The sequence below is a fragment of the Cytobacillus citreus genome (genome assembly GCF_018343665.1).
GTDB classification, from domain to species: Bacteria; Bacillota; Bacilli; order Bacillales; family Cytobacillaceae; genus Cytobacillus; species Cytobacillus citreus.
In genome coordinates this window covers 731,748-752,524 of sequence record NZ_JAGYPM010000001.1, presented here as the reverse complement: position 1 = coordinate 752,524, position 20,777 = coordinate 731,748, and the positions used below count along the sequence as shown (strand labels likewise).

General features: G+C 34.1%; 21 protein-coding genes and 1 pseudogene. 12 read left to right on the top strand and 10 right to left on the bottom strand.

Features of this window, described 5'->3' with window-relative positions; all coding sequences use genetic code 11:
• Nucleotides 1-15: 15 nt before the first annotated feature.
• Entirely contained in the window at nucleotides 16-342 is a 327-nt protein-coding gene (yneA, locus tag KHA94_RS03755) for a cell division suppressor protein YneA (protein ID WP_213100787.1), read from the bottom strand.
• Between the two features lie 153 nt (nucleotides 343-495).
• Here yneA and lexA point away from each other — a divergent pair, with 153 nt between their 5' ends.
• From lexA to KHA94_RS26790, 4 genes and pseudogenes are all read left to right on the top strand, one after another.
• A complete protein-coding gene (gene lexA / locus KHA94_RS03750) occupies nucleotides 496-1,119 on the top strand; it encodes a transcriptional repressor LexA (RefSeq protein WP_213101281.1) in 624 nt (207 codons plus the stop codon).
• A 358-nt stretch (nucleotides 1,120-1,477) separates the two neighbouring features.
• Complete coding sequence (locus tag KHA94_RS03745; RefSeq protein ID WP_420828142.1) at nucleotides 1,478-2,212, top strand: polysaccharide deacetylase family protein; 735 nt, start codon at nucleotides 1,478-1,480, stop codon at nucleotides 2,210-2,212.
• A gap of 118 nt (nucleotides 2,213-2,330) precedes the next feature.
• Complete coding sequence (locus KHA94_RS03740) at nucleotides 2,331-2,720, top strand: DUF1259 domain-containing protein (RefSeq protein WP_249365287.1); 390 nt, start codon at nucleotides 2,331-2,333, stop codon at nucleotides 2,718-2,720.
• Nucleotides 2,721-2,980: 260 nt separating this feature from the next.
• Nucleotides 2,981-3,164: pseudogene (locus tag KHA94_RS26790) on the top strand (site-specific integrase); the annotation flags it as partial.
• 140 nt (nucleotides 3,165-3,304) lie between these two features.
• On the opposite strand, the gene glnA reads toward KHA94_RS26790, so the two are convergent.
• The 4 genes from glnA to hflX form a co-directional block, all read right to left on the bottom strand.
• Entirely contained in the window at nucleotides 3,305-4,639 is a 1,335-nt protein-coding gene (gene glnA / locus KHA94_RS03735) for a type I glutamate--ammonia ligase (protein WP_213100785.1), read from the bottom strand.
• Between the two features lie 35 nt (nucleotides 4,640-4,674).
• Nucleotides 4,675-5,073, bottom strand: coding sequence for a MerR family transcriptional regulator (locus tag KHA94_RS03730; protein ID WP_338030683.1), 399 nt, complete (start codon nucleotides 5,071-5,073; stop codon nucleotides 4,675-4,677).
• 136 nt (nucleotides 5,074-5,209) lie between these two features.
• A complete protein-coding gene (locus KHA94_RS03725; protein WP_213100784.1) occupies nucleotides 5,210-6,481 on the bottom strand; it encodes a methionine gamma-lyase family protein in 1,272 nt (423 codons plus the stop codon).
• A gap of 13 nt (nucleotides 6,482-6,494) precedes the next feature.
• Nucleotides 6,495-7,751: a GTPase HflX gene (gene hflX, locus KHA94_RS03720; protein ID WP_213100783.1), complete on the bottom strand. Its 1,257-nt coding sequence runs from the start codon at nucleotides 7,749-7,751 to the stop codon at nucleotides 6,495-6,497.
• Between the two features lie 225 nt (nucleotides 7,752-7,976).
• On the opposite strand from hflX, the gene KHA94_RS03715 reads away from it, so the two are divergent.
• Nucleotides 7,977-8,579, top strand: a complete 603-nt coding sequence (locus KHA94_RS03715) for a trimeric intracellular cation channel family protein (protein ID WP_213100782.1) — start codon at nucleotides 7,977-7,979, stop codon at nucleotides 8,577-8,579.
• A 46-nt stretch (nucleotides 8,580-8,625) separates the two neighbouring features.
• On the opposite strand, the gene spoVK is transcribed toward KHA94_RS03715, so the two are convergent.
• From spoVK to miaA, 3 genes are all read right to left on the bottom strand, one after another.
• Nucleotides 8,626-9,573, bottom strand: a complete 948-nt coding sequence (spoVK, locus tag KHA94_RS03710; protein WP_213100781.1) for a stage V sporulation protein K — start codon at nucleotides 9,571-9,573, stop codon at nucleotides 8,626-8,628.
• 253 nt (nucleotides 9,574-9,826) lie between these two features.
• Nucleotides 9,827-10,057 (bottom strand): RNA chaperone Hfq, encoded by a 231-nt coding sequence (gene hfq, locus KHA94_RS03705; RefSeq protein ID WP_213100780.1) that lies wholly within the window; start codon nucleotides 10,055-10,057, stop codon nucleotides 9,827-9,829.
• Between the two features lie 28 nt (nucleotides 10,058-10,085).
• Nucleotides 10,086-11,054 (bottom strand): tRNA (adenosine(37)-N6)-dimethylallyltransferase MiaA, encoded by a 969-nt coding sequence (gene miaA, locus KHA94_RS03700; protein WP_213100779.1) that lies wholly within the window; start codon nucleotides 11,052-11,054, stop codon nucleotides 10,086-10,088.
• 370 nt (nucleotides 11,055-11,424) lie between these two features.
• Here miaA and mreBH point away from each other — a divergent pair, with 370 nt between their 5' ends.
• Nucleotides 11,425-12,432, top strand: a complete 1,008-nt coding sequence (gene mreBH, locus KHA94_RS03695; RefSeq protein ID WP_213100778.1) for a rod-share determining protein MreBH — start codon at nucleotides 11,425-11,427, stop codon at nucleotides 12,430-12,432.
• A 167-nt stretch (nucleotides 12,433-12,599) separates the two neighbouring features.
• Here mreBH and KHA94_RS03690 read toward each other — a convergent pair whose 3' ends face one another.
• Nucleotides 12,600-13,052 carry a DUF1801 domain-containing protein gene (locus tag KHA94_RS03690; protein ID WP_213100777.1) on the bottom strand — a complete coding sequence of 151 codons (453 nt, stop codon included), beginning with the start codon at nucleotides 13,050-13,052 and terminating at the stop codon, nucleotides 12,600-12,602.
• A 444-nt stretch (nucleotides 13,053-13,496) separates the two neighbouring features.
• Here KHA94_RS03690 and KHA94_RS03685 point away from each other — a divergent pair, with 444 nt between their 5' ends.
• The 6 genes from KHA94_RS03685 (at nucleotide 13,497) to KHA94_RS03660 (ending at nucleotide 18,585) form a co-directional block, all read left to right on the top strand.
• Nucleotides 13,497-13,763 (top strand): hypothetical protein, encoded by a 267-nt coding sequence (locus KHA94_RS03685; protein ID WP_213100776.1) that lies wholly within the window; start codon nucleotides 13,497-13,499, stop codon nucleotides 13,761-13,763.
• A 220-nt stretch (nucleotides 13,764-13,983) separates the two neighbouring features.
• On the top strand, nucleotides 13,984-14,370 hold the full coding sequence (locus KHA94_RS03680; RefSeq protein WP_213100775.1) for a RidA family protein: 387 nt from the start codon (nucleotides 13,984-13,986) through the stop codon (nucleotides 14,368-14,370).
• A 250-nt stretch (nucleotides 14,371-14,620) separates the two neighbouring features.
• Nucleotides 14,621-15,265, top strand: coding sequence for a cupin domain-containing protein (locus KHA94_RS03675; RefSeq protein WP_213100774.1), 645 nt, complete (start codon nucleotides 14,621-14,623; stop codon nucleotides 15,263-15,265).
• A 492-nt stretch (nucleotides 15,266-15,757) separates the two neighbouring features.
• Nucleotides 15,758-16,675 (top strand): class I SAM-dependent methyltransferase, encoded by a 918-nt coding sequence (locus tag KHA94_RS03670; protein ID WP_213100773.1) that lies wholly within the window; start codon nucleotides 15,758-15,760, stop codon nucleotides 16,673-16,675.
• A gap of 729 nt (nucleotides 16,676-17,404) precedes the next feature.
• Nucleotides 17,405-17,575: a hypothetical protein gene (locus KHA94_RS03665; protein WP_213101330.1), complete on the top strand. Its 171-nt coding sequence runs from the start codon at nucleotides 17,405-17,407 to the stop codon at nucleotides 17,573-17,575.
• Between the two features lie 800 nt (nucleotides 17,576-18,375).
• On the top strand, nucleotides 18,376-18,585 hold the full coding sequence (locus tag KHA94_RS03660) for a DUF4083 family protein (RefSeq protein WP_338030699.1): 210 nt from the start codon (nucleotides 18,376-18,378) through the stop codon (nucleotides 18,583-18,585).
• Nucleotides 18,586-18,866: 281 nt separating this feature from the next.
• Here KHA94_RS03660 and mutL read toward each other — a convergent pair whose 3' ends face one another.
• A complete protein-coding gene (mutL, locus tag KHA94_RS03655; protein ID WP_213100772.1) occupies nucleotides 18,867-20,738 on the bottom strand; it encodes a DNA mismatch repair endonuclease MutL in 1,872 nt (623 codons plus the stop codon).
• Nucleotides 20,739-20,777 lie beyond the last annotated feature (39 nt).

Here is a 20,777-nt window from a genome sequence, read left to right as displayed (position 1 = left end):
CACTTTAAAGTTTTATTAATTTTGAGAACTCGCTAATTCTGTTGGTTTTTTCGCACTATTCTCCTGAACAACAGGAATAACAAGCTCATCACCTGGAAATATCCTACCACTTAAAATCCCGTTATTCTGTTCGACCCAAACGACAAACTCTTTTACAGAAAGCGTGTGTTCATTAGAAAATTCCTCAGCAATTTGCCAAAGTGTGTCACCTTCATTGACGGTAATTTTAATATAATCACTTTTTCCCGATCCACCAAGTTGGATAATCATGATAAGTGCAGTAATAAAACTTAAAACGAATAGAATAATAGCATATGAATATAAGTTCCACAATTTTTTCATTGAGATTCACCTCTACGAGAATATATGTTCGATTTTTGTTTAATCATAAAACAGAACATATGTTTTTGTCAACATAAATTCGAACTTATGTTTGTACTCAGTTGTAAGAGATGCTATAATTAGGTAAAGAAAATCATAAGAGGTGTATTTATGATGGCGAAATTATCAAAACGACAACAGGATATTTTAAGTTTTATAAAAGATGAAGTTAGACAAAAAGGATATCCACCCTCAGTCCGCGAAATCGGTGAAGCGGTTGGACTTGCTTCAAGCTCGACAGTGCACGGTCATCTTGCTAGGCTTGAAAGCAAAGGATTAATTCGAAGAGACCCTACTAAACCACGTGCAATTGAAATATTAGATTTAGATGAGGCTTCACAAACACCAGATTATAAGATTGTAAATGTCCCAATCGTAGGAAAGGTAACTGCTGGACAACCAATAACAGCGATTGAAAATGTCGATGAATACTTCCCTCTTCCTGAAAGATTTGCTCCCGCAGATGAACAGGTATTTATGCTAGAAATTATGGGGGAAAGTATGATCGAAGCAGGTATACTAGATGGTGATTATGTAATAGTCAAGCAGCAAAGCACAGCAAACAATGGTGATATTATCGTTGCGATGACAGAAGATGATGAGGCAACTGTAAAAAGATTCTTTAAAGAGAAAGATTATATAAGACTACAACCTGAAAATTCTACTATGGAACCTATCATTTTGCGTAATGTATCCATATTAGGTAAAGTAATTGGCGTTTATCGCAATATCCATTAAATGAATTAAACCGGGCAAAACTGCCCGGTCCTTTTTTGTTTAGCGAAGAACCGATAATATAAACCCTATACTTTATACTTCCTTATAATAAGACAGTTGGGAGGACCGTTTCCCATGATAGGACTATCACCTAATTTTTATTAGTGAACCCTTTCTAATTACTCCGTTCATCCAATACTGCAGCTTGCTATTATCAAGCCAATACCCCAAATCAACTTTTTGCTTACATAAGTATTTATATCTCTCCATAGCTTTGATAAATAATATTTTCAAATTCACATAAACTATTGAGGATAATTTCTTGAATGAGAGGTGACTTTACTTGAAAAAAAATACTTTATTTGTCTTTGCCCTTTTCATTTTTTATTTTTCATTTTGTTTAACTACAGTAGCCCAAACTCGTAGTCGTGAAGATTACGAAAAATTAGGACATGTTGTATGGGAAGTAGATACAAAAGAAAAGATCGTGGCTATAACGTTCGATGATGGACCTCATCCTGTCTTCACTCCTCAAATTCTTTACATATTAGCTAAATACAATGCAAAAGCTACATTTTTTGTAGCAGGTAATAAAGTAAAAAGATTTCCATCTGTTTTAGAAAGGATTGCAAAAGAAGGACACGAAATTGCTAATCACACTTATAATCATATTATTAACAGAAATATTACATCTTCTACATTACATTCTGAATTAGAGCAAACTGATGAAATTATTCAGAGTATCATTGGATATAAACCAACTCTTTATCGACCAGTAGGAGGTATGCACAATGATCTAATTATTAACACAGCTGTAAAAAACGGCAAACTTGTTATACTTTGGTCGTGGCATCTAGATGCAGAGGACTGGAAAAACCCTGCAGCCAGCCAAATATCCAGACATATCACTAAAGGAATCAGGCCTGGTAATATCGTTCTACTTCATGATTGGATTGGAACAGAATATTCTCGAACATCTCAAACTGTAAAAGGATTAGAAACTACTTTGAGATTTTTATACCAAAATGGATACGAATGTGTGACGGTGTCTGAATTGTTATTTCGTTCTGAAATAATAGATCAAGATTATTTTAATACCTTTCCTATAGAATAAAACTGAGCTTGGACTATTTCTTTGAAATATTCATGAACCTTCACTTGATTTTCTCAGCCGTTCTAAACACCTGACATACCTCATAAACTATAAAAAAATTATGAGGTGGCATTTGATAATGAACTTTCAAAACCTTTGTCAACAGTGCGCTCAGATACTTAATGGAAAAGCAAGTGTGAAGAATGGCATATGTTCAATTGAAATCACTCGTAATCTTCAAGTTACTATTCAAGGTCGCCCTAGTCGAGGTGAACTTCATGCTGGTATAACCTTTGAATCAATGGATTATGAAGGCAATGCACTTAATCTAGGAGAAGTTGTCCTTCTTGAAGAAGAGCTATCCCCTTTTGTTAATGTTCTTGTTAGAAATCGTTTAATCGTTAGTGCAATTCATAACCACTGGGTATTTACTAAACCAAATATTTTATATGTTCATTTTCAGTCTGTTGAGCCTCCATTAGCCTTTGCTCAAAAGGTTTCACAAGCTTTTTTGGCTTTAAACAATTAAATAATATTTTTGTAATAACCGGCAATTATGACGGCTTTTTTTAATGTCTTTCTATCCCGAGTATTCCTCAAAACAATATCCACTTTTTCGATCAAAAACCCTTAAAGATTAGTAAATTTCTAGGAGCGATTTTCGGAATTCTTGCTATCATTGCTTGCCAATTGGAATTAATTATTCATAGCCTTAAAAAACCCTAAAAAACAAAATTCTTCAAGCGTTGGACCTAAAAAATAAGTCTTTTTTTTTATGAAATATAAAACTTTGCAAGAATTTTAAAGAAGAGTGGACTCCCTTCCAATTCACTCAACAAGATACACTCATACTGTTCTTCAACTAGAAGCTGGTGCTGATATGAAATATCTCCAAGAACGCTTATGACATGGTAGCATACAATTTGCAGCTGATGTTTACTCTCATATTAGCAAAAGGATTGAAAAAGATTGAATGAATAAATTCGAGGAGCATATGAAAAACATTATCTTTTGGGGGCATTTTCGAGGCAATAGAAATATTTTTATCATATTCATAAAACCGTTAAACAATAGAAAAACCCTCAATACCAATGGTATCAAGGGTTAAATTTATTAATACATCGTCATATACTGCTCGCGCTCCCAAGGGTGAACTTGTGAACGGAACATATCCCATTCAATTTCTTTTGCCTCAACAAAATGCTCGAAAATATGGCCGCCTAATGCTGAAACAATTACTTCATTTGCTTTTAATTTATCTAAGGCTTCTGCTAGTGTTGAAGGAAGATCTTCGATTCCTTCTGCAATACGCTCTTCTTTAGACATTACGTAAATATTACGATCAACAGATGCAGATGGAACAAGTTTGTTCTTAATTCCATCGAGGCCTGCTTTTAATAACACCGCCATCGCAAGGTAAGGATTGGCTGCTGGATCGACACTGCGAACCTCTACACGAGTGCTAATTCCTCTTGAAGAAGGAATTCGAATTAGTGGAGAACGGTTCTGAGCAGACCATGCAACATAGCATGGTGCCTCATATCCTGGAACTAATCGTTTGTATGAGTTGACTGTCGGATTCGTGACTGCAGTGAATCCTGTCGAATGCTTCAGGATACCAGCGATAAATTGACTAGCATATTCACTTAATTGCAATTCGCCTTTTTCATCAAAAAAGGCATTTATTCCTTCTTTAAAAAGGGATACATTGCAGTGCATACCTGAACCCGCAACTCCAAATAAAGGTTTCGGCATAAATGTTGCATGTAGGCCATGCTTGCGCGCAATTGTCTTTACAACTAATTTAAATGTTTGAATTTGATCACATGCAGTTAAAACATCAGCATATTTAAAATCAATTTCATGCTGACCAGGTGCCACTTCATGGTGAGAAGCTTCAATTTCAAATCCCATCTCTTCCAATTCAAGAACGATATCACGTCGGCAATTTTCACCTAGGTCAGTTGGCGCTAAGTCAAAGTAGCCCCCATTATCATTAAGTTCAAGTGAAGGTTCACCATTTTGATCAAGCTTAAACAAGAAGAACTCTGGCTCAGGACCAAGGTTAAAATCTGTAAATCCTAATTCTTCCATCTCCCTTAAAACCCTTTTTAAATTATTCCGTGGATCTCCTTGGAATGGTGTTCCATCTGCATTATGGATATCACAAATTAAACGTGCAACCTTACCCTTCTCAGCTGTCCATGGAAATACAACCCAAGTATCTAAGTCAGGATATAAGTACATATCAGATTCTTCAATTCGTACAAAACCTTCAATAGAGGAACCGTCAAACATCATCTTATTATCTAAGGCCTTCTCTAGTTGACTAATCGGAATTTCAACATTTTTAATTGTTCCTAAAATATCTGTAAACTGTAGACGAATGAATTTTACATTTTCTTCTTGAGAGATTCGTTTAATATCTTCTTTAGTGAATTTTGCCATTAGAAAAGTTCCTCCTTAGTTGTTAAAGAATACCATCAGTGAAAAAAGCGGTTCATATTCCCTGGGTTGGATGTTGGTAGATTAAATCTTCCAGCCTGCACGATTTCCTTGCGTAATAATCTTCTAACATCATCATTTGAAAGCTCTCGTTCTGTTTTCTCTGCCTTTAATATTGGATTTGCTTCCTGATTTTTCAAAGCAAAGAGATGTTTGATTCCAGCCATATTCACGCCTTGGTCAATTAAATCTTTCACTTCAAGAAGCTTATCAATATCATTCAGAGAAAACATCCTTCTATTTCCATCAGTTCTTGCTGGAGAAATCAATTGGTGCTCTTCATAGTACCGAATTTGGCGTGCAGTCAATTCGGTTAACTGCATGACAGGTCCAATTGGAAAAAGCGGCATGGAACGGCGAATATTGCTGCCAGTCACTTATTTCTCCTCCTTTTCTTATTTTCAATAATAAATATAACTCAATGTAAGGTTTATTGTCAATAACATGTCAGATTTCCTCACATGATTTTAAAAAAGGAAAAGGACAGCAAAATTGCTGCCCTTAGTATTTTACTTATTTAATATGAATTAACCCCTTTTCAATTAATCCATTCAATGCAATGCAAATAGCAATTTTTACATGTGAATACGTTAGTCCACCTTGAACATATGCTACATATGGTGGTCTTATTGGGCCATCAGCTGACAGCTCAATACTTGCACCTTGGATAAAAGCACCAGCTGCCATTATGACATCATCTTCATAGCCTGGCATGGCACTTGGATAAGGAGTTACATGAGAATTGATCGGGGCTGCATATTGAATCGCCTGGCAAAATGCAATCATTTTTTCACGGTCATCAAATTGAACCGATTGAATCAGGTCCGTTCTAGTTGCATCCCATTTTGGAGAAGAGTTCATTCCAAGCCTTTCTAATATTGCAGCAGTAAAAACAGCACCTTTTAATGCTTGGCCAACGATATGAGGTGCAAGAAAAAAGCCTTGATACATTTCCTGTAAGCTATATAATGTGGCACCTGCTTCTGCACCAATTCCCGGTGAAGTCATTCTATATGAACATGCTTCAACCCATTTCTCTTTGCCGACTATATAACCTCCTGTTTTAGCGAGGCCTCCTCCTGGATTCTTAATTAGTGAACCAGCCATTAGATCTGCACCCACATGACATGGTTCCTTATCTTCAACAAACTCACCATAGCAATTATCCACAAAGACAACAACATTTGGATTGATCTCTTTTACAAATTTTATCATTTCTTCAATTTGTGAAATCGTAAAAGATGGTCTTGTTGCATAACCTTTTGAGCGTTGAATCCCAATCATTTTTGTATGTGGATTCATGGCATTTGCTACCTGTTGATAATCAACATTTCCATCATCCCTTAAGTTAACTGAATTATATGTAATCCCAAATTCCTTCAAGGATCCTACACCATTGCCTCTTATGCCGACAATTTCTTCTAATGTATCGTAAGGCTTTCCGGTAATATAAAGCAATTCATCACCAGGACGAAGTACTCCAAATAAAGCGATGGATATAGCATGTGTTCCAGAAATGATTTGAGGACGTACAAGAGCAGATTCACCCCCAAACACTTCAGCATATATTTTCTCGAGTGTATCTCTGCCAAAATCATCGTACCCATACCCTGTTGTTGGGATGAAGTGAGAATCACTTACTTTGTGGTTTTGAAAGCTTGACAGGACACGGAATTGATTTTCATCAATCCCTTGATCTATTTTTTTTAGTACAGTTGCAATTTGCTGCTCAATCTCAGTAACTATTGGCTGCAGTTTTTCCCCATTAGATAATTGTTGAAACATGTTGTTCTCCTATCTATATTGTAAATTTATTTAATAGTCCAGAAATGAAATGATCCTCTAAATAATATCCTTTACAAACATATATTTGCTTCTCTTCGTGAAAGGATAGTTTACGAAGAATTGTTTCATTTTTCAGCTGTGAAAGTAGCTTTCCTTCGGTGGAAGGCACCTCAACATGGTAGTAGTTCATCATATCTAGAACCATATCTTCTATTTCAGCTTTTAATTTATTTCGGTCAGATTCGTTGAATGCACTAATTTCTATTACCTTCGTATTCGCCGATGGAACAAAATCCGGGTGCTTTATGTCCCTCTTATTATATACTGTGATTTGAGGAATTTTCTCATTATCCATTTCCTCTAACAGCTTGTTCACTGTCTGTTCATGCTGAAAGTAATCCGGGCTAGAACTATCGACTAGATGAAGCAGCAAATCTGCTTCCTTCACCTCTTCAAGTGTTGAGCGAAATGCCGCAATTAAGGTTGTTGGTAAATCTTGTATAAAACCAACTGTATCCGTAAGCAGAGTAATAAATCCACTTGGCAGTATTACTTTTCTTGTCATAGGATCAAGAGTGGCGAATAATTGGTTTTCTTCATAAGATTCTGCTTCTGTAAGACGATTGAATAGAGTTGATTTGCCAGCATTTGTATAGCCAACGATTGCAATCTGAAAGGCTTTATTCTTTTTTCTTCTCTCCCGGTATCGTTCACGATGCTGTACGATGACTGAAAGCTGATTTTTGATTTCATTGATTCGATTTCGTATATGACGCCTATCAGATTCTAGCTTTGTTTCACCAGGACCCCTTGTTCCAATTCCACCTCCTAGTCGGGATAACTGTATCCCTTGACCAGCTAAGCGCGGGAGTAAGTATTGTAATTGTGCCAATTCTACTTGGAGCTTCCCCTCTTTAGAACGAGCTCTTTGTGCAAATATATCTAAAATTAATTGAGTTCGATCAATAATTTTTGCATTTAGTTCAGCTGAAAGATTTCTAACTTGGCTAGGTGATAATTCATCATTAAAAATGACTAAATCCGCATCTAGTTCCTCTTGTATAGCAGTTAATTCGAAAACCTTCCCTTTTCCTATATATGTAGCCGAGTGGATGCGATCTCGTTTTTGCGTTAATGTTGTTAATACTTTTCCTTTAGCCGTTTCAGTTAGCGAACCAAGCTCTTCCATTGAATATATAAACCGTTGATCATCTTCATTGGTTTGACATCCAACAAGAATAACATTTTCAAATTCAGTATTTTGCTTCAATCAAGATCCTTCTTTCCTAAAGTACTTTAACATATCATAACAAAAACAGCTATTTAACACTAATTTTGCAAAATAGTTGAAATTAATATCTCATTTGATTAAAATCATCTTGTTTGCCTTCAGCAGAAATCAATAAAACTACTACTATATTAACTAAGCTTTCAGTCTGAAGGATTACATCATACAATGCTTAATTATAAAAAGCATCATTGAGAGGATAAAAATATGACTTGGGAAGTTTTAAGTATGATTGGAACAATTGCCTTTGCTATTAGTGGAGCAATTGTAGCTATGGAAGAGGAATATGATATTTTGGGTGTATATATTTTAGGAATTGTTACTGCATTCGGCGGTGGAGCGATTCGGAATTTACTAATTGGTGTCCCCGTATCTGCCTTATGGGAACAAGGGATGTATTTTCAAATTGCTTTATTATCGATTACCGCCGTCTTTCTATTTCCGCATAATTTGCTTAAGCATTGGCAAAGATGGGGGAATTTTTTCGATGCGATCGGTCTTTCTGCGTTTGCTATCCAAGGGGCTATATATGCTTCAGAAATGAATCATCCTATTAGCGCCATAATAGTTGCTGCTGTCCTAACAGGTAGTGGCGGTGGAATTATTCGCGATCTACTCGCGCGAAGAAAACCACTTGTTCTAAATTCCGAAATATATGCGGTTTGGGCCATTATTTGTGGACTTGTAATTGGACTTAAGTTCGCAACTTCACCAGCAGAGATCTTTACATTATTTATTGTCATAACTGGATTAAGAGTTCTTTCATATACATTTGACTGGAAGCTCCCATCAAAACGATTACGAACATAATAATAAATTATTAAAGGATTCCTTAGTTAGGGAATCCTTTTAATAACTAATCCTCTTCAAATACTAAGTCATTACTTCTTATTGTTACTAATTCATGCCGATCATAGCTATTTTGCATTAATAGTCTCATAGCCTGAGTCCTTATTGATTTTTCTAATACATTTCTTATATATCGTCCATTAGAAAAGCTAATTGGATTTAATTGAGTTTTAATCCATAGTAAATGATCACGCAATTTTTTTTCTGCTTCGTGACTTAATGTGTATTCCCGTTCTTTTAACATTCTGTCACCGATTTCCATGAGCTGTACAACTGAATAATCTGGAAAGTCGATTACTAATGGGAATCGCGAGTGCAGTCCAGGATTTAATGTTAGGAAATAATCCATTTCTCTTGAATAGCCTGCAAGGATGAGAATAAATTCGTGGTGCCTATCTTCCATATGCTTGACAAGGGTATCAATAGCCTCCTTACCAAAATCCTTTTCTCCCCCTCTGCCTAGTGAATAGGCTTCATCAATAAAGAGGATTCCACCAATCGCTTTCTTTATTAAATCTCGAGTTTTTTGCGCTGTATGGCCTATATATTCCCCGACGAGATCCGCTCGTTCAGCTTCTATTAAGTGGCCTTTCGATAAAACATTCATCTTTAGGAAAAGTTTACCAATCAATCGGGCAACTGTTGTTTTTCCAGTTCCAGGATTCCCTTTGAACATCATATGGAGTGCCTGTTTCCCAGCCTTTAGTCCGGCATTCTCCCGCTTTTTATTTACGTAAATCCACGCATATATTTCTTTAATCATCCGTTTCATTTCTTCCATTCCAACTAGAGCATTTAATTCTTCTTCAATCTCTTTTAAAGCTGAATGCTCAGGTGGAAAATCCTTTTGTACAAGTTGCGATTCAATCGGTTCTTTTGCTAATGATTTTCGTTTTTGTGAATTAAGGACGATGCTGATCTGGCCATTATTTTTCATTCGAATCGGCTGGTCCAAAAGCTTTCACCTCTCGTTCTCAGGAACAGTATACGCTTAAATACTTTGTTTGTGACAAAAGCCTATATCAAATTTTTCCTATTATCTTCAAATAATTGTACAATATTGTTTTAAAGCAACCTATTATACATTTCCTTACCTATATGTATTCAATTGCTTCTAACTTCATTAAAGGTTTTTTTATGCTTAAAAAACGAAAAAAAGAAGGTTCCTCTTCCGAAGAAGCTGAACCTTCTATAATTTAATTTTTTTATTATTGGTTTTCAATATCTAGTTGTACATTGCGCTGAGGTGCAAATGTAGAAATAGCGTGTTTAAAAACAAGCTGTTGCTTGCCTTCTGATTCAAAAAGAACTGTAAAATTATCAAATCCTTTGATTTGGCCTCTAATTTGAAATCCATTTAATAAAAAAACAGTAACATTTGTACAATCCTTACGAAGCTGGTTTAAATACTGGTCTTGAATATTAATAGATGTTTTCATCTTACATCCTCCTCTTTTATCTCTATTATTATGTATTCGATTTTATTTGCAGCTTTCCTTCAATATGAGTGGAAATTTCATGAAGTTTTTTTTCAAACTCTTTCGAATCTGACAGATTTGACATATCGAACCAGTCTACTTCCATCTTATTTCGAAACCAAGTTAGCTGCCTTTTCGCATAACGCCTGGAATTTTGCTTTAACTGGGAAACTGCCTCTTCTAGAGTAACATGACAATTAAAATATTCATACAGTTCTTTATAGCCAATAGCCTGTATAGATTGACAATTCTTTAATCCTTGTTTGAAAAATCCTTCGACCTCATGGAGTAGCCCTTCATTGATCATCATTTCTACTCTTTGATTGATACGGTTATATAATTTTTCCCTATCCATTGTTAACCCAATTAAAGCAGTGTTATACATTAACTCTGGATTCTGTCCACTCTGGTAATCGCTTATCGTCCTTCCAGTACAATGAAAAACTTCTAACGCTCTAATAACTCGGCGAATATTATTAGGGTGAATTTTCTGTGCACTTTCAGGGTCAACTTGCATCAATTCATTATGCAACGCTTCATATCCTTCTATTTCAGCTCTTTTTTCAAGTAGTACTCGAAAGGCTTCATCAGATGGGGCATCAGAAAATTGATAATCGTAAATAACGGATTGGATATACAACCCCGTTCCTCCAACGATCATCGGAAGCTTCCCTCTGAGTGTTATTTCTTTAATTTTTTTTCTGACTAATTCTTGAAACTCAGCAACAGAAAATGGCTCCTCTGGATCTTTTATATCAATTAAATGGTGAATAATTCCTTCCATTTCACTTTTTTTAATTTTAGCAGTACCAATATCCATTCCCCTATAAATTTGCATCGAGTCTCCGCTTATAATTTCTCCATTCAGTCTCTTTGCTAATTCGATGCTTAATTTGGTTTTTCCAACTGCAGTTGGACCAATTAGCACGACAAGCTTCTCTTTTCCTTTTTCCCCCAATATATTCACACAGCCTTTTATTCAACTTCCAATTAATTATCCCTATCGTATCACAAACTTAAATTACTTTCAGCGATTTAAATTATGTGAAGTTTTCATTCCTTATCCAACATTTAACCATTATTTACAGAAATTCTAATTCCTATACTTTCTATGATTTTAGTTTATTTTAGATTTGCGAATTGTAAGGGCCCTCCGTCTCGAAGTTACACGTTATTTTGGGATTGGAATACTTGGATATTTTTTCATCTTAAATTACAATTTATTAACGATTCAATAACAATCAAATGAATACCCCCTAATTCATGGTACTTTATTAGAAGATTATGTAGAGTAGAAGATTAAGAGAAATAGATTAGGTGGGAAAAATATGATTTCGAACTCTGAATTAGGAATTGACCTTGGAACAGCTAATATCCTCGTATATTGTAAAAATAAAGGAATAACTTTTAATGAACCTTCAGTTGTAGCAATTGACACGAATACAAAAAAGGTTCTAGCTGTAGGAAAAGAAGCAAAAGAAATGATCGGTAAAACACCTGGAAGGATTATTGCGATTAGGCCGTTGAAGGATGGCGTCATTGCTGATTTTGATACAACAACTGAAATGCTTAGCTATGTAATAGCTAAGGCAACGAAAAAAGCTGGCTTCTCAATCAGAAAACCTAATGTGGTGATATGCACCCCTTCTGGATCAACAAGTGTAGAAAGAAGAGCAATACATGATGCTGTCCGTCATGCTGGTGCTAAGCAAGTTCATTTAATTGAAGAACCAGTTGCAGCAGCTATTGGTGCAGGCTTGCCAGTAGACGAACCTGTTGCCAATGTAGTTGTTGATATTGGCGGAGGGTCTACAGAGGTAGCAATTATTTCATATGGCGGTGTCGTTGCCTGTCATTCTATCCGTGTAGGTGGAGACAGATTAGATGATGATATTATTCAGTATGTTCGTAAGGAGTTTAATGTTCTAATTGGTGAAAGAACAGCTGAACAAGTAAAAATTGAGATTGGCTACGCACTTATTGATCATGATGAAATGACAATGGAAATTCGAGGAAGAGATCTAGTCACAGGACTTCCTAAAACGATAACTTTGACTTCTTATATGATTCGTGATGCCATAAAAGAGTCATTACTCCATATTCTAGAAGCTATCCGTGCTACTTTAGAAGACAGCCCTGCAGAATTAAGCGGCGATATTGTAGATAGAGGAGTAATAATATCAGGCGGTGGTGCCCTAATAAACGGAATGCAGGATTGGATAACTAAAGAAATCTCTGTTCCAGTCCATCTAGCTCCAAATCCACTTGAATCTGTAGCGGTTGGAACAGGAAAAGCGTTAAAATTTATTGGAAAATTACAAAGCGCTGTCAAATAATGTATACTTAAACATTTAGAGTCCAAAAAATAATTATTGGACTCTATTTTTATTGTTTTTTAGTTTACATAAAAATATTATTGTAACTTAGTTTAAGCTATTACACTGATAATTTATCTAAAATCAAATCGAAATGAGCCAATAACTAGATAATTTTTTTGGCTTTATTAATTTTCAATATTACTCGTCACTTCTATCCACTTAGTTATTACTTCTACAATCAAATCTTTCTTACCTATCACTTCATCCATATCAATAATTTTAACAATAGCCCTATCATCAGAAACCCAATCCAATAAACCAGTAGTGTCTTCAAACAAATGTCCCTTCTTTTTTCTATCTCTTACCTTGGCACCACAATGAAAAACAAGTCGAAAATATCCTTGTCCTTGCAAATTTAAAGTAATCCTATCTTCATTATTAAAACAGAAACTCGGGGCATTCCATTTTATATGTTCAGTTAATTGGTTATTAGCACTTAAGATGATTTTTCGAACTTCCTCTATCTCCTTTTTTAGAGGATGTTTGAGATTGTCCATAAATTCAACTACTTTTTGATAACCTGACAATTTTAGAGGTTTCTTGCCAATTTCTTCTGATTGCTTTTTATTTGTTGTCATATAATGATCCACTCCTTTTTAATGCTTCAATAAATGTTATCCGCACAGAAGCAGAATGACCTTAGAGAGGATTGCCACCCTAATTGATGCGACTCTTTTTTTTCTGTAAAATCCAAAGTCCAATTAATAAACATTTGATCAATCATTTAGTTCATTAAATCCAAAAAGAAAATATTGCAGGTAATCTGTTTTCCCTATTTTTATTCCCTTCATGTACTGTCAATAAATTTCTTTCTTCAAATTGATAAGATATATTTATCATAAACGTTTCAAAGTCATATCATATCCGTATTTTCGTCATTACATTCCTCAAAAACCCCTTAACCATTTCTTCGGACTGTTCATTTTTAATTACTGAAGTCATAAATAATTATCTTTTGGACAAAATGAATGTTGGCAGTGCTAAAATTGTGATTTATGGAAAAACAAAAGGAGGAATCAGTGATGTCAAGTGCAAATGATCTTTCTTTACAAAAGAAAATGGAAAATATTTTTCATAACACTTGTGGAACATGGCAAAACTGTACGGAGTCGAACATCCAATCATTCTTAGAACAGTGCCAAGAACATAATATAGACTCCCAATATTGTATGAGTTGGGTAGAGCAGCATAAATCACAAATACCCGACTGGCAAGTTGTTTCAAAAGTTTCTCTTGACTGGATTAATCAGCATACTTCAACTGGATCCCCCATTTCGTTTACTGAATAGTATCCTCATGAAAAAGTGGAGAGATTTTCTAGTTCTCCACTTTTTTTACATTTTATTTCAATAAATAAACTCCCTACTTCCCGTAAACATTTGTACCTCATCATCACTTGTATAGACTGCGTAAATCATATTCAATTCCTCCCTATATAGACTGAATTTTATTGATATTAAAAATCTTAATGTGTATCATGAAATTAAAATCAATCTTAGGAGATAAAATATGGAGATTAAAAAAACAAATCCTGAAAACTTATCACCCCCAATAGCTCAATACCATCATGTTACAGTCATTCCTAGGGACGCTGAATTAGTTGTACTTTCTGGACAAATTGGTAATGATAAAAATGGCAATCTACCTAAAGATATTGAAAGCCAATTTGTCAATGCACTTGAAAATATTAAAGCAATTCTTGAAAGTGAAAGTGTAAATATAAATAACATTTTTAAAATTAATTTTTGGTTAACAGAAGATATTGATAGAAATGTATTTTTAGAGAAATGGAAAGAGTTTCATAACGAGAATCCACCTGCAACGACATTTGCATATGTGGCCGGATTAGCAAACCCTGATATTAAGATTGAAATTGAGGCATGGGCAGCAAAATAAGTTAAATAAAAGAGTTTCTAATAACGCTCATTATTTTTATACATATCAATTAACAATTGAACAGTTGGTGCAAAAAAAGCATGAGTTTCTTTATGAACTATCAATGAAGTTTCATACAATTTTGCATAATATTAATTTTACAACATATTAACCTTTTTCAAATCCTTTATAAAGATGGGTACATGCACTATTACTAAGTTATTGAATAGTTTACTTGTGAGAATAACCTATTATAAAGGAATGAATACAAATGGTTTCATATTTGGATTACACCTCTCCATTAGTACGTTTCTCTTTTGATGTAAATAAAAGTCCAATAATGAAAAAAGATAATCAAAACTATATAAATGTATTAAGTGTTAATCAATTAAACACCCTTGAAAATGTATCATTACTCGATATTTTTCTTAGTGCCAACAATGTTGTTGAACCACATTATCACCAAAATGCAGCAGAATTAGTTTATTGTATTTCGGGTGCTGCTATTGTTTCATTATTGAATCCATTTACAAAGCAAATTCAAAATTACCCTATTACACCGGGCCAAGTAGCAAATGTTCCCCAAGGTTGGTGGCATTATGAAGTAGCGACTGTTGATAACACACATCTTCTGGCAATATTTAATGCTCCGATACCAGAGGTCATTCTAGGTTCAGATATTTTGAAATTGACCCCATCGGAAATTATGGCACACACCTATTGCTTGGATGAAAATCAGTGGAAACAAGCAATTGCACCAGTTAAACCGTCTACATTTATTGGGCCACCTAAAAGCTGTAATAGAGTCGGCGGAAACATGTCTCACAATCATTCACATTATATTAATCACTACGGTATTCAAAAGTATCCTAATTCAGAATATAATCAGCAAAACCACCAATATTTTTATTACTAAGAGACAGATATATAACTAAGAATTCAAGTAATGTTATTGACTATTTTCCTTGTCTCTATTTTTGTCACTGTATAGGTTAAGCGTGCATTAGCCTTTTCCTCTTTGATAGCTCACATATTGCGACAAATTCTTTTAATTTTAAAACCTTAAACATGAATAAACCCGTTCTGATTTTAGGACGTGGAGAAAATAATGTTGTTTAATTTTTTATAACAAATCCTTCAAATCACATAAAAATATAACAATAAAATCGTTTATTTCTAAGGATTCTTCGATAATCGCTCCCTTTTTTGAGCAATATCCTTTTTCTTCTATAATATATAGAAAAATATCTTTATTTACTACAAGGGAAATTATTAGTCACTATAAAAAGTGTTTTTTATTGACAAAATTATATATTTATGCTATAATTTACAATTAAAATATTCCTGTGTATAATAAGATTCTCCTGGCCAGGGGAATCTTATTTTTGTTATATGGGAGGATTAATGTATGAAGAAAAATGAATCAAGTTTAACTTCCTTAATATCAACCTTTGCTCGAGCATACCACAGTAAATATGACACACCCAAAATTTTTGATGATTTTATTGCAAAAGATTTTATTACCCAAAAAGAATTTGCAGATATAAGCGAGAACATGATGAAAGGAATTCAATTCTTTAATCATGAAATTGCAAAGAAGTTTCAAGATTATCCAGATGAAATTTTAAAATGGATTACACAAGTTCAACTATCTCCAACTCCTTTAGCACGTGCTGCCTATTGCGAAAATGTTTTATTTCATGAGATTTTGCTAGGTGTTAAACAGTATGTCATTTTAGGTGCTGGATTAGATAGCTTTTGTTTTCGACACCCAGAATTAAATGACAGCTTAGAAATATTTGAAGTTGATTATCCAGCCTCACAAGATTTTAAAAAGATAAGGTTAGCAAATGCTAATTATCAAATTCCGGATAATCTTCATTTTGTTTCTATGGATTTTACCAAAGAATTTACTGTTCAAAATCTTGTTGAGGAAGGTTTTATGCCAAACAAAAAAACTTTCTTTAGTCTTTTAGGTGTTTCTTATTATTTAACAAAAGAGGAAAATGCCAACTTGATTAATAAATTATTTACCAAAGTTCCATCAGGAAGTTCTATCGTTTTTGATTATGCTGACGACAAACTTTTTGAAGAAAAAGGAGTATCTAATCGAGTTCAAAATATGGTTCAAATGGCTTCAGCAAGTGGTGAGCAAATGAAATCATGTTTTACTTATGATGAAGTGGAGAAAATGTTAGAAAACTCAGGTTTACTCATTTATGAACATTTATCACCTGTTACTATTAATAATCAATTCTTTCGCAATCGTACAGACTATTTGTCTGCATTCGAAACGATTCATTATATCCATTCTGTAAAAAAATAACATTTCAGTTAATAACAGACTTACCCCCCAATTTACCTATAATTGGGGGGCTTTCCTCATTTATATCTAAGATTTATATATTTTAATTTTTCTTACTATTAGCAATTCCCATAGTCTGCCCCATTATATGAATAAAGACGCGTTCCTAAAAAAACGCACACTTTTGATAAATAAATAACTAAACGGCTTTTTTATTTTTTAAATGACAGTTTAATAAATTAAACATTTTTTCTAATAATCTTATACATTCTGGCCATAGATAAGGTCATTTTGTGCCTTTTCATTAGCCTGCCGTCTTTCTAGTTAACATAATAATATTATTAATACATCTTTAAATCCAATACAGGGATTCAATTCCTTTCAAGTAAATTAAATGCTTTTGAATGAGTGACTAACTTTCCCTTTACCAAATAAAATCATATACATAATCGGTTAGTCAGTAGAAATATCATTATCGAATGGACAAGGGAAATCAGGAATTCTAATAGATACATCTGACGGGGGAAAGGTCCTTGTAATTGTATATTTATATCAATCTCAATTCGCTTTAAAACAAACAATTATTATTTGGTTTAAGATATTTATCCATTTCCTCTATCCCTCAAGTTACTAGAGGAATTTAGTGATATCCTTTTTAATGAAACATAATAATTCATAGAATATTCAAATTTACCTTTTCCATTATGTGTTATAATTACTATAATCATGTACATTGGAGCTGAAATGAATATGGCAAGTTTTCCGTTTTTATTTATACTTGTTATTTATTTAGCTATTATTGGTTTCATCATTTGGTTTTGTAGGAATCTAATCCAAGCACAAAGAGATAGAAATCAAGTACTAAGAGAAATTTCAACTAAATTAGATGGTACTGACTTTGGAAAAAAGGAAGATCAATAGTTCTCCCCTTTTTAATTCCATTCCTTAGTTTCATTTCTATTAAACTTAATCCAAATTAAGGAATATGCTTTTCTTTTTTTAGAAGGCTTGCTGAATAAAAAAACTCTCATTTCGGTCTAATATCATTGCATAAGTTGTTGCATATTATCATCCTAATATACACAAAAATAGGTACTCTACGATTCATAACTTGTCTTTTCCGCTTCCATTTGCTATTTGAGATTTCATTATTCCAATTTCCCCATTCAGTAACGGATAATTTCGGTGGATCACACATTCAGAACATGAAGCCTTACCCCCTTTTACTTTTATCTTCAAAGCAAACAATTCTGGATTTTCACTCCCCAATATTGACCGAAGGCTGTAAAATATCTTCGCAATCATTGCAGACAAAAAATGGTATCCTCTTTCCTTCTAATTCATCTAATCTATCATTTTGTTAAACATCTCACATACTAATTAACAATAAATTTACAACTAAAATATACAGCCTAAATAATCAAACGATATTATTAGATTATTAAAATACTCAATATCATAAGGAGTTGGAATCATGCTTCAGTTTCTTTCTAAACTTGTTATTTTAACTACTTTTTGCATACTTTTTCCTTAATAAGAAAATAAGTTAAACACTAACCTTTTCGCATTCTACTTGTACATTTTTATCTGATACTGTGCACTAAATGATTTCTTCAACTTCTGATTTTTCAAAATAAAATTTGAATCAATTTCCCCTAAATCTATCCTCAATACCATGTCATTCTCATTCCCACTCATCAAAACAGAATACATGCAAGTAAATCTACCCAAAGCTTCTGTATAAGATAGCAGTACTGAGTTCCCACATCGTAATATTTCAACTTTTAATGTTTATTTTTATTATCGGGATATTTTTTGCTGTTTTTTTTGTTGTTCGTTCACTCCTTACAAAACAACCCAGCAATAAAGATAGTATTGAACAAAAACTTGATAGAATTATCGAATTACTTGAAAAGGAAAAAAGAAATTAATCATTTTTATTCTTTTTCTTACTCTTGAATTCGTGAAAAACACTTTTACCCCCAACAACCGTTTTCATTTGAAAAGTTATGTGCTGGAGTGAGGAGGATTCGGGTTCATGATCTTCGCCATACACATGCAGCGAACTCGAAATTTACAGGATTCATCAGCAGAAATTTTTTCAAAAGCTATTCAAAAAATGAGCTCTGAGCAATAAAAGTGGTCAAATTGTGGCCATATCAGTAAAATATCAAAGGAGAATCCTCTAAATACAAGGATTCTCCTTTAGATATTACATGACTCTTTTAAACATCTTTTCCATTTCGTATGTTGTAAATTGAATAATAATCGGGCGACCATGTGGACATGTAAATGGATCAGAAGTCTGCCTTAGTTCATCTATTAAACTCTGAATTTCATCATTTCTTAAGTGACGATTAGCTTTAATCGATGCCTTGCAGCTCATCATAATAGCCGCTTCTTCCCTAAGTTTCTTAATATCTACCCTTTTCATTAAAAGCAGTTGTTCAATCATATCCTCGATAATGACCTGTTCCTCACCTTTCGGAAGCCATTGTGGATGTGAACGGATAATAAAGCTGTTATGGCCGAATGGCTCTAGGAAAACACCAACCTTCTCTAATTCATCTTTATATTCGTTAATCTTAATATAATCATCTGTTGAATATTCGAAGGTAAGTGGGATTAGGATTTCCTGCAGCTCGCTTGCCACTTTGCCAACCTTTTCTTTAAAATATTCATATTTTATTCGTTCCTGTGCTGCATGCTGATCAATGATATATAGACCTTTTTCATTTTGCGCAATTATATACGTTCCATGCATTTGGCCGATTGGATACAATGGAGGTACACGCAATAACTGTATCTGATCCTCTTGTTCCATATATGAATCGTTGAAACTTGAGTCGCTAGTTTCAACGAATTGGGTATTGGGTAAATCTCTTTCAATTTGCTCTTGTTGCTTTTCTATCATTTGAGCAGAATAATCGGTCTTAATAGGCTCCGTTGGAATTCTATTTTCACGAACAAAAGAAGGAATCTGATCTTGCTCTGAGCTTTCCATGGTATTTATTTTCTCAGGGATATGATCTAGCTTTAAAAAGGTTTGTTCTTGTTTTGGCTGAATGGCTTTTGGTTGGGTAAAGCTAGTTGGAATTAACTCTTGTGATTTAAATTCTGCTTTAATTGTATCAGTAACAAGCTCATTCAATTCCTGCTCCTTACTTAAACGAACCTCCATTTTAGAAGGATGGACATTTACATCAACAAGCATCGGGTCCATATCAATATTTAAGAGTACAATTGGATATCTGCCTATTGGCAAAAGTGTATGATAACCTTCCTGGATTGCTTTAGCAAGAGCATAATTCTTGATAAATCGACCGTTAATCATTGTGGATATATAATTCCTAGATGCTCTCGTTACTTCTGGTAAAACTGCATATCCATTAATACGAAAATCAAGAGAATTCCCTTCAATGTGGACCATTTTTTTTACAACATTCATTCCATATATCGCCGCTAATACTTGCCTGACATCTCCGTTGCCGTTCGTATGAAGCAGATTTCTTCCATTATGAGAGAGACGAATCGAAACCTTAGGGTGAGCAAGGGCAAGCCGATTAACGACATCTGTAATATTGCCAAGCTCTGTATGGATTGTTTTCATATATTTCAATCTGGCAGGTGTATTGAAGAAAAGATCAGTAACTATTATGTCTGTCCCTTTTCTGCCTGGTGCCTTTTCAATCGTATTTACCTTGCCGCCTTCAACAATTACACAAGTTCCAATGTCTCCTGTTGAGGTTCTCATTTCGATTCTTGAAACAGATGCAATACTTGGCAAAGCTTCTCCACGAAATCCGAGACTCCTAATCCGAAAAAGATCATTTTCATCTTTGATTTTACTTGTGGCATGGCGCTGTAAGGCTGTTAACACATCTTCCTCTTCAATTCCATCTCCATTATCTATGATGCGTATTTTCGCAAGACCTGCTTCTTCCATTTCGACTTCAATGATTGTACTGCCTGCATCAATCGAATTCTCCATGAGTTCTTTTACAACTGATGCCGGTCTTTCCACCACTTCCCCAGCTGCAATTTTATTGGAAAGTGCATCATCAAGCTGAATTATTTTACCCATTTGGCAACACCCCCTTACTCATTGTGAAATATTCTCATC